Raw genomic sequence first — 14,412 nt, forward strand, 5'->3', positions numbered from 1 at the left:
TATCCGCCTGCCCATAATCCGCCCGGACAGCCAGGGCCAGGTGAGCTTGTCCACCTGTCACACACTACTGCATGGCAGCGCACCCATCGGGGATGCCGCTTAGGTAAGAGTTTTACTTATTCACCACATCAATGGCAACTAAGACAAGCCCGAAACGCTGTTTCGCTAAAGAATCACGCATTTCGTCCATAATGACTGGTTACATCGGCCCCCAGGCGTGGATCATGAAGGTAAGCATTGAGGCCCTCAGGGTTTACGTGAAATATTACTTCCCGCACCGGCTTCAAGGCGCGTCATGTCATACCAACCCACGGCGGTTATCAGCGCAATAATGACAAAACCCAGCCGGAACGCCATGCCCTGAATATCTTCATAACCCATCCAGTCGGTCAGCAAGCCCCCCGCCCGGATACTGAGTGCCCCCATGGTGACACCTAACCCACTCGCCAGTTGAAGCGACGTGCTGAATAGGGTGTTGGCTGAGCTCATCTCGTTGGAAGGTACCTCAGCAAACGCCAGTGAACTGATGCCGGTAAATTGCATTGAGCGGCTCAGCCCCCCGATGAAAAGCAGCGCAAGCGTCAACATCTGCGGCGAGTCCGGCGCTAAAAATGCGCAGAAAAAGAGGGAGAGTACGCAGACGATACCGTTGCCAATCAGCAGCTTTCTAAAACCAAAGCGGCGGATGAGCGGCGTCGTGGCAGGCTTCATCGCCAGATTTCCGGCAAATACCGCCAGCACCAGTGCCCCGGCTTCAAAGGCATTCATGCCAAACCCAACCTGGAACATCAACGGCAGCATAAAAGGCGCAGAGCTGATAGTGGCACGTAGAATAAAACCGCCGCGCATGGTGATGCGAAATGAGGGTACGGAAAGCGCCGTGAGACTGATTAACGGTGTGCGTGCCCGACGCAGATGCCGCAGGCTCCAGACTAATGCCAGCACGCCAACCGCAAGGGTAACAGCCGCCATCGTCAGGCTGACATGCTGCTGGCTGAACATTTCCAGACCAGCCACCAGGCACATCATGGTGATGCCGGTGGCAAGAAAACCCTGCACATCAAAAGGCCGTTTCTCTTCGGCAGTCAGACCCGGCATCATGCGTAGCGCCAGGACGATCGCCACGATCCCAAGCGGCACATTGAGGAAAAAGATCCAGTGCCAGCTAGCATAAGTAGTGATAAACCCACCCAATGGTGGACCGATAATCGGTGCCACCAGCGCCGGCCATGTCAGCGTCGCAATCGCTTTGATCAACTGGTTTTTTGGCGTAGTGCGCAGCACGACCAGACGTCCGACCGGCACCATCATGGCACCGCCGATGCCCTGCAAGATCCGCATGAGGACAAATTCGGTGACGTTATGGGTCAGTCCGCAAAGCAGCGATGCCACGGTAAAAATCAACAACGCCAGGCTGAATATTGTCCGGGCGCCAAAGCGTTCAGCCACCCAACCGCTGGCAGGAATGAGCATGGCCAGGGTGAGCAGGTATGCGCTGATCCCAATATTGAGATCGACTGCCGAGACGCCAAAAGCCCGCGCCATATCGGGCAAGGCCGTGGCAATCACCGTACCGTCAAGGAACTCCATAAAAAATGCGCTGGCCACCAGCAGCGCCAGGCCGGAAAGACGCCCGGAACCGCTTACCTCTTCCCGCGGCGTTTCTGCCTGGGCTGAATCAGACGAGGACATAAAGTTTCCTCAGCATGGATAACCTCGACGAATGCGTAAAGGTCTTACAGGATTGAAAAGTTGTTATACCAAAAAACCGTTAGCAGGATAATCTCTTTTGCCCCGGATTGCCCCCGCTTTGATGTTGGGCAATATATTCACCCGCCCAGTCGCAAGAAAGGGAGGCAGATAGTCATCTGCCTCCCTTTTCGTTAATTGAACTTGTGGCACGCATTCAGGCGCTTTTACGCCGCTGCTCCTGAAATGGCGCAGCCGTCACGAAACTGCGAATTCAAAAATTTGCATAGCGGATTGAACCGTTCAACATTAATCCGTTAATTCAGACAGACGATCAACAGCGTAAGACAACACCTTTTCAGCATTCATCGAGGCAAATGGATAGCTTTCAATGATGGCTATCGATTGCCCTTCTTTTATCAGCTTTTTAAGTTCAGGTAACTTGTACTGAATATGTGGCGCAACCAGGAAGCAGTCAAACGCAGGCGCCACGCTTGCAAAACCATCGACACCCACGCCACTGATCTGAATTTGATACCTGTTTGCATCCGCAACGATCTGCATTTTTTTGGCGAGGGTCATCGCCGTATTACCAAACAAGCAACATATAAGTAACCTTTTCATGGTCCTGTCCTCTTATAAGATGCTTTTACACTATGCCTTACCTGAATGAAAAAATGTGGAACTGTTCATTATTTCACCAATAAAGTGGCAATTTATCATTGCGTTTCTGTCTGCTCATCTCTCCGCTGCCCGCGTAGGGCTGAGGAATCCCCACAAAATAATACGAGCACGGACAGTCCCCTCTCCTCTTTGGGGAGAGGGCAAGGGTGAGGGGAAACATGCGGCTCTGAGGGTCATTCCGTTCACCTTATGTTCCTTGCTTTTCTATCGCTCCAGAACCCGTGAACGTGCCAGGGCGGTTCACCGCCACCGCCCTGGCGACCCGGGCTCCCGGCCAGGAAAATCGCCGCTGGCGCGGTCCACTCAGCGCATTCCTTCAGGCTTATCGTGGACGGGCGAAGGTAACGTCCCTGTAAAGTCGCCCTCGCCGCGCATCCCTGCGCGTCGCCCCGGCCTTGCGGATACGCTTCGTCGATTTTCAGCCGGACCCAGTCATCGCTTTAACTTTTGTGTTCTTATGGCGCCGTGTTATCGCTTTAATACGTAAGATTACTGGTGATTTCTCAGCGCGTAGGGTCATCGAAAGGCTTTTTGCGTTGTTGATGCGCCGTTTGTACTCCCTTCATAAGCGCCAGGCTACTATTGCAGATGAGACGCGTGCGGCATGTACGCTTAACTTCCCTTCCTGCACTTGAGGTTTTTGCTATGCAACTTGAAGAACAACGGCTTATTGAAGGGCTGTTTCAGCGTCTGAAACAGGCAGAACAGCAAAGCGGTGCACGGGATGCACAGGCCGATCGGCTGATTAGTGATTTTGTCCGCCAGCAACCGGCTGCGGCTTACTACATGACGCAATCGATGCTGATTCAGGAAGCAGCACTGAAACGCCTGCATGCGCAGGTTCAGCAATTAGAAAATGAGGTAGCGACGCTAAAAAGCCAGCCACCTGCCAGCGGCGGTTTTCTTAGCAGCCTGTTTGGTGGCGCCAGAAGCCAGCCCCAACAGCCAGCCAATAACTGGAACAGCGGGCAACAACCCCCTGCGCCCAATTATGCCCAACAGCCACCGGCCTCTGCATCTCGGGCGGGAGGGTTCATGTCAGGTGCGTTACAAACGGCTGCCGGTGTGGCAGGCGGTGTGGTGATCGCCGACATGCTCACCAGCATGTTCCATCACTCGCAACCGCAAGAGATTGTGAACATTATTGAGCAGCCACTCGAACCGGTATCCAGTTTCACCAGCGATCCGACGCTCAACGATCTGAACCAAGGCAATTTTATCGACACTTCGGACCGGAGCTTTATCGATCCCAATGACGATAACAGTTTCCTTGATCAGAGCGACGACGACTTTGATACCAGCAACGATGACGACGGGTTTATTTAACCACCAATAATACCTGCCCTATCCGACAGTTTGCGTGGATGGGGCAATACCTTGATATAAATCTCATTTCCCTTCCCATTAAAAACGTAACAATCTCTTTCCAGACAGGGTCAAAGAAAAGCAATCCAAAAAATGAATTTTGGATAGTTAATATGACCCACATAAAATCTTAATGACGAATTAATGACAAAGATAAAACCTTCAACAAAAATTAAACAAAATCGTGATAGTTAAAAATAAATCAGCGAATAATGAACTTTTCCAAACTATCTCCCCCCCAACACCCAATACAAATCAACGTATTGATTCAAAAGAAAAATAAAACATCACAAAGCAATTCATTATTAATTTTATAAACACATCCTAAACAACTCTTTTTTTAAATGAACATTAAAAGAAGTTAGCACTCTCTTAAGGTTGAGTTAATAAACAACTCATAACCTAAAAATGTGTTTTCGACTTTATGGGCATATCGCGCCTCTGATTACAGTGCGTTTTCATATTGCCAGCATCGGTAAGGAAAAATAATGCATGAGTTTCTGCCTTTTTCTCGCCCCTCAATGGGCGAGGATGAATTAACAGCGATTCAGGATGTCCTTAAATCAGGCTGGATTACCACTGGCCCTAAAAATCAGGAACTGGAATCGGCTTTTTGTCAGTTGACGGGGAACCGCCACGCCATCGCGGTCAGTTCGGCCACCGCGGGCATGCATGTCACGCTGATGGCGCTGGGTATTGGCCCGGGTGACGAAGTTATCACCCCCTCCATGACCTGGGTTTCCACGTTAAATATGATCGTGCTGTTGGGCGCCACACCGGTGATGATCGATGTCGATCGGGAGACCCTAATGGTCGCCGCCGAGTCCATTGAAGCCGCCATCACTCCCCGCACCAGGGCCATCATTCCCGTCCATTATGCCGGTGCACCAGCTGATATTGACCCCATTTATGCATTGGGTGAAAAACACCGCATTCCGGTCATTGAAGATGCCGCCCATGCCGCGGGTACCCGTTACAAAGGTCACCCCATTGGCTGGCGCGGCACAGCGATTTTCTCCTTCCACGCCATCAAGAATATGACCTGTGCTGAAGGCGGACTCATTGTCACCGACGACGAGGCGCTGGCTCAGCATGCGCGCAGCCTGAAATTTCATGGTCTGGGCGTCGACGCCTATGACCGCCAGACGCACGGGCGCGCGCCTCAGGCTGAGGTGATCGCGCCCGGTTACAAATACAATCTGGCGGATATCAACGCGGCGCTTGCCCTTGTTCAGTTGGGCAAGTTGCCGCAGGCCAATCAGCGGCGGGCAGAGATCGCTGCGCGCTATTTACGAGAACTGGCGCAGACGCCCTTTGCTCCCCTGGCGCTGCCTGCCTGGCCACACACTCACGCCTGGCACCTGTTTATTATCCGTGTCGATGAAGAACGGTGCGGCCTTTCCCGTGATGCGTTGATGGAGAGGCTGAAAGCGCGCGGCATCGGCACCGGCCTGCATTTCCGTGCGGCCCACACCCAAAAATTCTACCGCGAACAGTTCCCGAATGTGTCGCTACCTAATACCGACTGGAACAGTGCCCGCATCTGTTCTCTCCCGCTGTTCCCGGATATGACCGATGACGATGTCAGCCGTGTTATCGCCGAACTTCATCACATTGCGAGACGATAGCCATGTTCGACTCCACGCCCATTCATAAAGTGTCGGTGGTCATCCCTGTTTATAACGAACAGGAGAGCCTGCCGGAATTAATTCGTCGCACCCATGCCGCCTGCGATGCCATCGGCAAAGCGTATGAAATCCTGCTGGTCGATGACGGCAGTCAGGACAACTCCGCCAGCATGCTGGTTGAGGCGGCGCAAGCCTCCGGCAGCCATATTGTCGCAGTGCTGCTCAACCGCAATTACGGCCAGCATTCGGCCATTATGGCCGGATTCAGCCACGTGACCGGGGACCTGGTTATTACCCTGGATGCCGATTTACAGAACCCACCGGAAGAGATCCCGGCGCTGGTCGCCAAAGCGGAAGAGGGTTTTGATGTGGTTGGCACCGTGCGTCAGAACCGCCAGGACAGCCTGTTTCGTAAAACGGCCTCGCGCCTGATTAACCATCTGATCCAGCGTACCACCGGCAAAGCGATGGGCGATTACGGCTGCATGCTGCGCGCCTACCGTCGGCACATTGTGGATGCGATGCTGCACTGCCATGAGCGCAGCACCTTTATTCCCATCCTGGCAAATATGTTTGCCCGTCGGGCAACGGAAATACCAGTGCATCACGCTGAACGTGAGTTTGGTGACTCAAAATACAGCTTTATGCGTCTGATTAACCTGATGTACGACCTGGTGACCTGCCTGACCACCACGCCGTTACGCCTGCTGAGCGTGTTTGGCAGCATCATCGCCCTCACCGGTTTTGCGCTGTCCATCGTGCTTATCATTATGCGCCTGATATTGGGCCCGCAGTGGTCGGCGGAGGGGGTGTTCACCCTGTTTGCTCTGCTGTTCACCTTTATTGGTGCTCAATTTGTCGGAATGGGCCTGCTCGGTGAGTACATCGGGCGCATCTATAACGATGTGCGTGCCCGCCCCCGCTACTTTGTCCAACGCGTCATTAGCCAGAATACTTCGCCTTCAACTGAGGAAACACCGCAATGAAAACCGTCGTCTTTGCCTATCACGATATGGGATGCGTGGGCATCCAGTCATTACTGGAAACGGGCTATGACATCGTTGCCATCTTCACCCATGCTGAAGCACCGGGTGAAAATGCCTTTTTCAAATCGGTCGCCCGCCTGGCCGCTGAGCGCGAAATCCCGGTTTATGCGCCGGATGACGTGAACCATCCACTGTGGATCGAACGCATCCGTAAAGAAGCCCCCGAGGTTATCTTCTCCTTCTATTACCGCAACCTGATTTGCAGAGAGATCCTCGAACTTGCGCCGCGCGGCGCCTTTAATTTGCATGGCTCGCTGCTGCCGAAATACCGTGGTCGCGCCCCGCTCAACTGGGCGCTGGCAAATGGCGAAACTGAGACTGGCGTGACGTTGCACCGCATGACCGCCCGCGCCGATGCTGGCGGCATCGTGGCGCAACAGCGGGTCGCTATCGCACCGGACGATGTGGCGCTCACTCTGCACCATAAACTGTGTGACGCCGCGCGGGCATTGTTGAACCAAAGCCTGCCGCTGCTCCAGTCTGGCGACGTTATAGAGCGCGTCCAGGACGAGGCCGACGCCAGTTGTTACGGTCGCCGTACGCCGGAAGACGGTAATCTTGAGTGGGAAAAACCGGCCACCGCGCTGCATAACCTGGTGCGCGCCGTCTCTGACCCGTGGCCGGGGGCGTTCAGTTTTGTGGGCACCAACAAATTCATCGTCTGGAAAACGCGGGTTATCAACGATCTCCCCCCTGCCCGCGCTGGCACGGTTGTTTCTGTTTCGCCGCTGCGTGTGGCCTGCGGCGAAGGGGTGCTGGAAATCGTTACCGGGCAGACGGATAAAGGGGTCTGGATGCAGGGCTCGCAGCTGGCCCTATCGCTGGGCCTGGTGGCGGGCGCCCTGCTCAGCAGCAAGCCGGTTTCGACCATTAAGCGCCGTACCCGTGTGCTGATCCTCGGGGTGAATGGGTTTATCGGTAATCACCTGACCGAACGTCTGCTGCGCGATGATAACTTCGAAATTTTTGGTCTCGATATCGGCACCGACGCCATCAGTCGCTTCCTCGATAATCCGCGTTTTCATTTTGTCGAAGGGGATATCAGTATTCACTCCGAATGGATTGAGTATCACATCAAGAAATGTGACGTCGTGCTGCCGCTGGTCGCCATTGCCACGCCTATCGAGTACACCCGTAACCCGCTGCGCGTGTTTGAGCTGGATTTTGAAGAGAACCTGAAAATTATCCGTGACTGTGTGAAATACCAGAAACGCATTATTTTCCCGTCAACTTCTGAAGTGTATGGCATGTGTACAGACAAAAACTTCGATGAAGACAGTTCTAACCTGGTGGTTGGGCCGATCAACAAACAGCGCTGGATCTACTCGGTATCAAAACAGTTGTTGGATCGCGTCATCTGGGCGTACGGCGAAAAAGAGGGGCTGCGCTTTACCCTGTTCCGCCCTTTCAACTGGATGGGGCCGCGTCTGGATAACTTAAACGCCGCACGTATTGGCAGTTCACGCGCCATTACCCAGTTGATCCTTAATCTGGTAGAAGGATCGCCGATTAAGCTGATTGAAGGCGGTAAGCAAAAACGTTGCTTCACCGACATCAGTGATGGCATCGAAGCCCTGTTCCGTATCATCGAGAATAAAGATGGGCGTTGCGACGGCCAGATTATCAATATTGGTAACCCGGAGAACGAAGCGAGCATCAAAGAACTTGCCGAAATGCTGCTTGCCAGCTTTGAACGTCACCCGCTGCGCGCTAATTTCCCGCCGTTTGCCGGCTTCCGTGATGTCGAAAGCAGCAGTTATTACGGCAAGGGCTATCAGGACGTTGAGCACCGCAAACCGAACATTCGCAATGCGCGCCGTTGCCTGAACTGGGAGCCGGTGGTCGACATGCACAAAACGGTTGAGGAGACGCTGGACTTCTTCCTGCGCACCGTTGAGGTCACGGAACAGAAACCATGAGAAAAGTGGGTCTGCGCATCGACGTTGATACTTTTCGCGGGACGCGTCGGGGCGTACCGCGGCTTCTGGAAATGCTCAAGCGTCATGGCGTGCGGGCAAGTTTCTTCTTCAGCGTAGGACCGGACAATATGGGCCGCCATTTATGGCGGCTGATAAAGCCGAAATTCCTGATGAAGATGCTGCGCTCCAATGCCGCCTCGCTGTACGGCTGGGATATTTTACTTGCCGGAACGGCGTGGCCGGGGAGGAATATTGGCCGCGCCAATGCGGATATTATTCGCGATGCGGCGGCACGCCATGAAGTCGGGCTGCATGCCTGGGACCACCACGCCTGGCAAACCTGGTGTGGGGTGTGGGATAACGATCGGCTTTTACAGCAAATTGCACTGGGTAAGCAGGAGCTGGAAGCCATCATCAACGCTCCCGTCACCTGCTCTGCGGTCGCGGGCTGGCGCGCTGACCAGCGGGTGGTGAAGGCCAAAGAGGCCTTTGGCTTTCACTACAACAGCGACTGTCGCGGTATTTCACCCTTTACCCCTCTGACCGGAACAGGAAAAACCGGCACGGTGCAAATTCCCGTTACCTTGCCGACCTGGGATGAGGTGGTGGGGCGTAGCGTGAGTGCCGCAGAATTTAACGATTTTATCATCGGCAAAATGCTCGACGATCCCGGTGTGCCGGTTTACACCATCCATGCGGAAGTCGAGGGCATCGCCTGGCGCGATACCTTTAACGATCTCCTGACGCAGGCCGCGCAAGCCGGGATCTGTTTTTGCCCGTTAAGTGAGCTGCTGCCGGAACATGTCCGCACCCTGCCCGTGGGCAAAATTGTCCGTGGCGAGATAGCAGGTCGTGAAGGCTGGCTTGGCTGTCAGCAAATGGAGAGAACAGAATGACGAAATCTTCGCGCTACGGCCTTGCCGTTCTGGCGCTTTTCGCCCTCTATTATCTGGTGCCAGTGGAATGGCGCTTGCTCTGGCAACCTGATGAAACACGCTATGCCGAGATCAGTCGTGAAATGCTCGCCTCTGGTAACTGGGTGGTGCCGCATTTCCTCGACTTACGCTATTTCGAAAAACCCATCGCCGGTTATTGGCTGAATAGCGTGGGCCAATGGCTGTTCGGCAGCAGCAACTTTGCCGTTCGTGCTGGCGCGATTTTTTCCACCGCCCTGGTGGCTTGTATGGTGGCCGGGCTTTCATGGCGCTTCTGGCGCGATAAGCGCATCGCGCTGGTTGCCGCAGCCATTTTCCTCACGATGCTGGAAGTTTACGGCATCGGGACTTACGCCGTGCTCGATCCGATGATTGCCCTGTGGCTCATCGCCGCCATGTCTGTTTTCTGGCTGGCGACGCAGGCGCAAACCCGCTCACGTAAAGCATTGGGCTATTTTGCCCTCGGCGTGGCCTGCGCCATGGGCGTGATGACCAAAGGCTTTCTTGCCCTCGCCGTGCCGGTACTGAGCGTACTGCCCTGGGTCATCGTAGAGAAAAAATGGAAGGAAGTGCTGAGTTGGGGGTGGCTGGCGATTTTCAGCTGCGTGCTGGCTATTTTGCCGTGGGGTCTGGCGATTGCCCAGCGTGAGTCGGATTTCTGGCACTACTTCTTCTGGGTGGAGCATATTCAGCGTTTCGCCCAGGATAACGCTCAGCACAAGGCTCCGCTGTGGTATTACCTCCCGGTGATTGTCTTGGGCAGCCTCCCGTGGCTTGGGCTGTTGCCGGGTACACTGCGCCAAGCCTGGCGTGACCACGATAACCAACGGGCGACGCTTTATCTGCTGTGCTGGATAGTGATGCCTTTCCTGTTTTTCAGCATCGCTAAGGGCAAACTGCTGACCTACATCCTCCCCTGCTTTGCCCCACTCGCCATGCTGATGGCACATTACGCGGTGCGGGCGGCGGAGAGAGGATGTCGGGCGCTACGGATTAATGCCTGGATCAACATCGGCTTTGGCGCTGTCGGCATCGTTGCGGCCTTTGTTGCCTCCCCCTGGGGACCAATGAAACATCCGGTCTGGGCGCCGCTTGAAATCTATAAAGCCTTTTGCGCGGCTATCGCTTTTTTTGTCTGGGCGCTGGCGGGTTGGTACAGCCTGCGTAACACGGAAAAAAACTGGGTACTTTCGGCGCTCTGTCCTTTAGGTCTGGCGCTGCTGCTCGGGTTTATGCTCCCGAACCGGATCATGGAAGCCAAGCAGCCGCAGTTTCTGGTGGAGATGAACAGAGAAACACTTCAGCGCAGTCAGTATGTCATCGCCGACAACGTCGGGCTGGCCGCAGGCCTCGCCTGGGAACTTAAACGGAGCGATATCATGCTGTTTAATTTTGGCGGAGAGCTGAAATATGGTCTCGATTACCCGGATGCGAAAGGTAAACTGATCAGAGCGCGCGACTTCAGCGAATGGCTGGCAACGCACCGTCAGGACGGCACCACCTCACTGGTGGTGCTACTGGCTAAAAACGAAGATGTCAGCGATCTTGCCTTGCCGCCTCCCACCAGCGTGTACGTCCAGGGACGCATCGCACTGCTTGAATATGCGCCTCTGCCATGACCTGGAGCTTATTGATTCTCGCCAGCCTGCTCAGCGTTGCCGGGCAGCTGTGTCAAAAACAGGCCACCCGCCCACCTTTAGGGGCGGATCGTCGCCGCCATCATCTTCTGTGGCTGGGGTTAGCGCTGGTCTCTCTCGGTCTCGGCATGCTGCTCTGGTTGCGGGTGTTACAAAAAGTGCCCGTTGGGCTGGCCTACCCGATGCTCAGTCTTAATTTTGTCTGGGTGACGCTGGCGGCATGGGGGATCTGGCGGGAACCGGTAAGCGCTCGTCACTGGCTGGGGGTGGGCCTCATCATCATCGGGATTATTATGTTGGGAGGGATCGCCTGATGGGCATCGTCTATGCGTTAATCAGCGTGTTGTTGACCAGCGCCGCGCAGCTCGCCATGGGCTATGCCATGTCCTCACTGCCACCGGTTTCAGAGTATGACGCTTTTGCCAGTGCGCTCTGGCCTGTTCATCTGCAAACCACACTGCTGCTGGCCGGTCTGGGGGGGTATCTGGCATCCATGTTTGTCTGGTATCTGGCGCTGCACCGCCTGGCGTTGAGTAAAGCCTATGCGCTGCTCAGCCTGAGCTATGTGCTGGTGTGGCTGGCATCGCTGCTTTTACCGGGGCTTGAGGGCGTCTTTTCGTGGCAATCGCTGGCCGGCGTATTAACGATTACAGCCGGGGTGTGGGTGATTTTTTTGCCAGGAAGAAGTCAGCAGGATTAAGGTGTGTGGTTGTGATTGCGATGATGAATCTGCTTTTTTATTTCGCTGACCGGGTTACTGTTCAGTGAATACGAACATCAGGGCGTTTCTGCTCATTCAGCCTATCCCACCCATGTTGCTGGTTATCTCTTTAATAAAGGGTCGGATTTTACGCAGCATGTTTAAGCGCAAACATGCTCTTAACGACACCAGTTCCGCAACTCGCTATTTATAAAAAACGAAATGAGAATCTAAACAATTCTCAACAATATAGTGCGAATTTAATTCAGCCCCTGCGTTGTAAATACGATACGCCTTTAGCCGTCGGCATATAGAGCGCGACAACATTAAGAAAACCTTAAGAAAGGCATCACCAGGGATTATTTTTGTCTGCCATACTCTTTTTAAGCCGATGGCCTTTTCTTCCCGGGCATATAAAATTAATATCATGACGTCTGCGCGTCAGCCTGGATACAACAAAAGATAATAAGAGGCTAACAGATATCCACATGAAAGACAGGAAAGTAGATCCCATCGCCAAAATTGCCATGCGCAGTCGGGGCATCACCGTAAAAGAGCGGCGGGTGCGTTTTCAGGGCGACATCATTGTCTTTAAGTACAATGAAGATCGTTACGATGTTTATCTCAATCAGGTGAAAGTCGGCGATATCGTCACCAACAACATCAATGACGCCATCGCCGTCTGGAAACAGCGCAAGTCAAAACTCTGACGTTCAGCTGATAATATGCTTGCGCTCTTCGCGTAAAAGGTTCCCTCTCTTAAGGCAGCATGATGTCATTATAAAGTGATGTCAGTCGGCCACGCAGATAACGTACCGCTTTATGTTTTCGCGATAACAGGGTCTGCACTGGAAGACCCGTTTCAAGCGAAAGCTGTTTAAAGCTGTAATTCTGCAAAGTGGTTTTTTCAAACACCTCCCGCTGCGCTGGTGGTAAAGCAGCCAGCGAACTTTCCAGTTCATCCCAGAAAAGTTCTTTTAAACGGGTATCTTCCGGGCTACCCGCCTCGCTGAATAATATGGCCTGACAATCATTCTCAATGTTTTCATCATCAGAAAATAACCACTCCCGCTTTTTACGTGAGCGATCCACCATTTCATTGCGTGCGGCGCGAAAAAGCCAGGCAGAGACATTCTCAACAGGCTGCTCAACATTTATTAATTGCAGCGTAACATCCTGAAGAATGTCGTCGACATCTTCCCGTACGGGAATACGACGACGGATAAATGCCCTGAGCTTTGTCTGGCATGCTAACAAGGCATCCAGGATTCGTCCTGAGGAGGCGTTATCGGCATTGTCCATCACGATTACGCATTATCAAAAGGTTTTGCCGGTTCATTATTTTTGTCAGGCGTTTTATCTTCATCATGACATCCCCAGCCATGACGATGCCCACGATGTTGACGCCTGGCAAAAAATGCCTGCTTATCTTCTTCGCTCATATTCATCCAGCGCTCATGTAATTGCCGGTTATCGCGTGCCATTTTGAACATCATTGGCCCCATTCCCATGCCGCCGAATAAAACCCGGCAAAGCACCAGTAAACCCAGCGCACTCCAGAAACTGATGCTTTTAAGACCGAACAGCTCGGGCATTAATGCATTCCATAGCGACATTACCAGCAGCGTCATCACCGCTGTGATAATAATAAACAGTAATCCAAACTTGCCGGGATGACGGCGACGGGGGTTACCAAAATGTCTCATTGTCTCTCTCCACTTACGTTAGTCGTATCGAGGTAGACGAATCAGCAATAAAAATATTGCTACAAAACGCAAAAAATTTTTGCCTTAAGCGCAAAAAATTTCTTGCTCGCTCACAGCCTGACGGAAAAGACCTACGTTTTTGCAGGATATAAGCGATACGCTGCGCTTTTTTGGGGCAACACGTCATATTTATACAAGTGATATCTGAAATCGCTGTGCAGAAAAATATATCACGATGTTAAAAACTGAGCGCCGTTTTAAAAAATAATGCGTTATCGCGAAATTACTCTCTATTCCGGTATTGATTTTTACTCAATAATAACTAAAAATTGTTTTGTTAGATTTTAATTTCCAGGACAAGGAGTAATGTGATGTCAGAAGCACTAAAAAACCTTAACAACATTCGCACCCTTCGCGCACAATCTCGTGAAGTTTCTCTTGAAACTCTTGAAGAGATGCTCGAAAAGCTGGTTGTTATTGTTGAAGAACGTCGTGAAGAAGAATCTTCACAGAAACGTGAACTCGAAGAGAAAGAAGCCAAACTGGCTGCCTTCCGTCAGAAATTACTTGATGAAGGTATTGATCCGACTGAACTTCTCTCTTCTCTGAAAACGACCACCACTAAACGTAAGTCAGTGCGTGAGCCGCGTCCGGCTAAATATAAGTATATTGATGAAGACGGCAGCGAGAAAACCTGGACTGGCCAGGGTCGTACCCCTAAAGCAATTACTGCCGCTATTAAGCAAGGCAAAAAACTCGAAGATTTCGCTATCTGATTTCTTTAGTGGGGAGTTTACTGACTCCCCACTACCCTTTCCTTACTTCCCCACCCATTTTCATTACTCATGTTTTTTGTGCGTTTTTACGTACGATTCAAACCGACTCTCTCCTGAGACGCATTGCTTTTCTTAATGATTCATTCACGCTACGTTTCATCTTCATCCCATAAGCACGGTCAAATTATCGCCGCACGCATTGATAAAAATTCAGAAGTATCCTGAATATTTAATCAGCCAGGCGCATGATATTTCTTTCGACACTGACAAATTTGCCACAAAGCTGCCAGTCACGCGTTCGCATCCTCACACTATTATCCCTTCGGC

General features: G+C 52.6%; 14 protein-coding genes. 10 read left to right on the forward strand and 4 right to left on the reverse strand.

The features are described 5' to 3' along the window. Positions 1 to 246 precede the first annotated feature (246 nt). Together ACUY4Q_RS17815 and ACUY4Q_RS17820 are read right to left on the reverse strand one after the other, a co-directional pair. Positions 247 to 1,692, reverse strand: coding sequence for an MFS transporter (locus tag ACUY4Q_RS17815; RefSeq protein ID WP_458044039.1), 1,446 nt, complete (start codon positions 1,690 to 1,692; stop codon positions 247 to 249). A 306-nt stretch (positions 1,693 to 1,998) separates the two neighbouring features. After that, positions 1,999 to 2,313 (reverse strand): PTS sugar transporter subunit IIB, encoded by a 315-nt coding sequence (locus ACUY4Q_RS17820; protein ID WP_458044040.1) that lies wholly within the window; start codon positions 2,311 to 2,313, stop codon positions 1,999 to 2,001. A 705-nt stretch (positions 2,314 to 3,018) separates the two neighbouring features. Here ACUY4Q_RS17820 and ACUY4Q_RS17825 point away from each other — a divergent pair. From ACUY4Q_RS17825 to ACUY4Q_RS17865, 9 genes are all read left to right on the forward strand, one after another. Continuing rightward, positions 3,019 to 3,699: a DUF2076 domain-containing protein gene (locus tag ACUY4Q_RS17825; RefSeq protein ID WP_458044041.1), complete on the forward strand. Its 681-nt coding sequence runs from the start codon at positions 3,019 to 3,021 to the stop codon at positions 3,697 to 3,699. A gap of 527 nt (positions 3,700 to 4,226) precedes the next feature. Next, complete coding sequence (gene arnB / locus ACUY4Q_RS17830; protein ID WP_458044042.1) at positions 4,227 to 5,366, forward strand: UDP-4-amino-4-deoxy-L-arabinose aminotransferase; 1,140 nt, start codon at positions 4,227 to 4,229, stop codon at positions 5,364 to 5,366. Positions 5,367 to 5,368: 2 nt separating this feature from the next. Continuing rightward, positions 5,369 to 6,352: an undecaprenyl-phosphate 4-deoxy-4-formamido-L-arabinose transferase gene (gene arnC, locus ACUY4Q_RS17835; RefSeq protein WP_458044043.1), complete on the forward strand. Its 984-nt coding sequence runs from the start codon at positions 5,369 to 5,371 to the stop codon at positions 6,350 to 6,352. After that, positions 6,349 to 8,331, forward strand: coding sequence for a bifunctional UDP-4-amino-4-deoxy-L-arabinose formyltransferase/UDP-glucuronic acid oxidase ArnA (gene arnA / locus ACUY4Q_RS17840; protein WP_458044044.1), 1,983 nt, complete (start codon positions 6,349 to 6,351; stop codon positions 8,329 to 8,331). Before arnC ends, arnA begins: the two co-directional genes overlap by 4 nt. Then, positions 8,328 to 9,227, forward strand: coding sequence for a 4-deoxy-4-formamido-L-arabinose-phosphoundecaprenol deformylase (arnD, locus tag ACUY4Q_RS17845; protein ID WP_458044045.1), 900 nt, complete (start codon positions 8,328 to 8,330; stop codon positions 9,225 to 9,227). Before arnA ends, arnD begins: the two co-directional genes overlap by 4 nt. Further along, positions 9,224 to 10,885, forward strand: coding sequence for a lipid IV(A) 4-amino-4-deoxy-L-arabinosyltransferase (gene arnT / locus ACUY4Q_RS17850; RefSeq protein WP_458044046.1), 1,662 nt, complete (start codon positions 9,224 to 9,226; stop codon positions 10,883 to 10,885). The genes arnD and arnT overlap by 4 nt, the downstream gene beginning before the upstream one ends. After that, entirely contained in the window at positions 10,882 to 11,217 is a 336-nt protein-coding gene (gene arnE, locus ACUY4Q_RS17855) for a 4-amino-4-deoxy-L-arabinose-phosphoundecaprenol flippase subunit ArnE (protein ID WP_458044047.1), read from the forward strand. The genes arnT and arnE overlap by 4 nt, the downstream gene beginning before the upstream one ends. Beyond that, positions 11,217 to 11,603, forward strand: coding sequence for a 4-amino-4-deoxy-L-arabinose-phosphoundecaprenol flippase subunit ArnF (gene arnF / locus ACUY4Q_RS17860; RefSeq protein ID WP_458044048.1), 387 nt, complete (start codon positions 11,217 to 11,219; stop codon positions 11,601 to 11,603). The genes arnE and arnF overlap by 1 nt, the downstream gene beginning before the upstream one ends. Before the next feature lie 488 nt (positions 11,604 to 12,091). Further along, positions 12,092 to 12,313 carry a cupredoxin domain-containing protein gene (locus ACUY4Q_RS17865; RefSeq protein ID WP_458044049.1) on the forward strand — a complete coding sequence of 74 codons (222 nt, stop codon included), beginning with the start codon at positions 12,092 to 12,094 and terminating at the stop codon, positions 12,311 to 12,313. 49 nt (positions 12,314 to 12,362) lie between these two features. Here the strand turns inward: ACUY4Q_RS17865 and ACUY4Q_RS17870 are convergent, their stop codons facing one another. Both ACUY4Q_RS17870 and ACUY4Q_RS17875 read right to left on the reverse strand, forming a co-directional pair. Next, positions 12,363 to 12,905 (reverse strand): RNA polymerase sigma factor, encoded by a 543-nt coding sequence (locus ACUY4Q_RS17870; RefSeq protein WP_458047382.1) that lies wholly within the window; start codon positions 12,903 to 12,905, stop codon positions 12,363 to 12,365. A gap of 5 nt (positions 12,906 to 12,910) precedes the next feature. Continuing rightward, the gene (locus tag ACUY4Q_RS17875; protein ID WP_458044050.1) at positions 12,911 to 13,309 is read right to left on the reverse strand and encodes a hypothetical protein; all 399 of its coding nucleotides are present in this window, start codon (positions 13,307 to 13,309) and stop codon (positions 12,911 to 12,913) included. Positions 13,310 to 13,680: 371 nt separating this feature from the next. Here ACUY4Q_RS17875 and ACUY4Q_RS17880 point away from each other — a divergent pair, with 371 nt between their 5' ends. Beyond that, positions 13,681 to 14,085, forward strand: coding sequence for an H-NS family histone-like protein (locus ACUY4Q_RS17880; protein ID WP_458044051.1), 405 nt, complete (start codon positions 13,681 to 13,683; stop codon positions 14,083 to 14,085). Positions 14,086 to 14,412: the final 327 nt, after the last annotated feature.

This window comes from Phytobacter cepae (genome assembly GCF_054165735.1).

What these genes read in the sequence shown, in the direction of transcription:
- ACUY4Q_RS17870 (WP_458047382.1), bottom strand. Translation starts at nt 12,905, where the DNA reads ATGGACAATGCCGATAACGCCTCCTCAGGACGAATCCTGGATGCCTTG.
- arnA (WP_458044044.1), top strand. Translation starts at nt 6,349, where the DNA reads ATGAAAACCGTCGTCTTTGCCTATCACGATATGGGATGCGTGGGCATC.
- arnB (WP_458044042.1), top strand. Translation starts at nt 4,227, where the DNA reads ATGCATGAGTTTCTGCCTTTTTCTCGCCCCTCAATGGGCGAGGATGAA.
- ACUY4Q_RS17865 (WP_458044049.1), top strand. Translation starts at nt 12,092, where the DNA reads ATGAAAGACAGGAAAGTAGATCCCATCGCCAAAATTGCCATGCGCAGT.
- arnD (WP_458044045.1), top strand. Translation starts at nt 8,328, where the DNA reads ATGAGAAAAGTGGGTCTGCGCATCGACGTTGATACTTTTCGCGGGACG.
- arnE (WP_458044047.1), top strand. Translation starts at nt 10,882, where the DNA reads ATGACCTGGAGCTTATTGATTCTCGCCAGCCTGCTCAGCGTTGCCGGG.
- ACUY4Q_RS17880 (WP_458044051.1), top strand. Translation starts at nt 13,681, where the DNA reads ATGTCAGAAGCACTAAAAAACCTTAACAACATTCGCACCCTTCGCGCA.
- arnC (WP_458044043.1), top strand. Translation starts at nt 5,369, where the DNA reads ATGTTCGACTCCACGCCCATTCATAAAGTGTCGGTGGTCATCCCTGTT.
- arnF (WP_458044048.1), top strand. Translation starts at nt 11,217, where the DNA reads ATGGGCATCGTCTATGCGTTAATCAGCGTGTTGTTGACCAGCGCCGCG.
- ACUY4Q_RS17875 (WP_458044050.1), bottom strand. Translation starts at nt 13,309, where the DNA reads ATGAGACATTTTGGTAACCCCCGTCGCCGTCATCCCGGCAAGTTTGGA.
- ACUY4Q_RS17825 (WP_458044041.1), top strand. Translation starts at nt 3,019, where the DNA reads ATGCAACTTGAAGAACAACGGCTTATTGAAGGGCTGTTTCAGCGTCTG.
- ACUY4Q_RS17815 (WP_458044039.1), bottom strand. Translation starts at nt 1,692, where the DNA reads ATGTCCTCGTCTGATTCAGCCCAGGCAGAAACGCCGCGGGAAGAGGTA.
- arnT (WP_458044046.1), top strand. Translation starts at nt 9,224, where the DNA reads ATGACGAAATCTTCGCGCTACGGCCTTGCCGTTCTGGCGCTTTTCGCC.
- ACUY4Q_RS17820 (WP_458044040.1), bottom strand. Translation starts at nt 2,313, where the DNA reads ATGAAAAGGTTACTTATATGTTGCTTGTTTGGTAATACGGCGATGACC.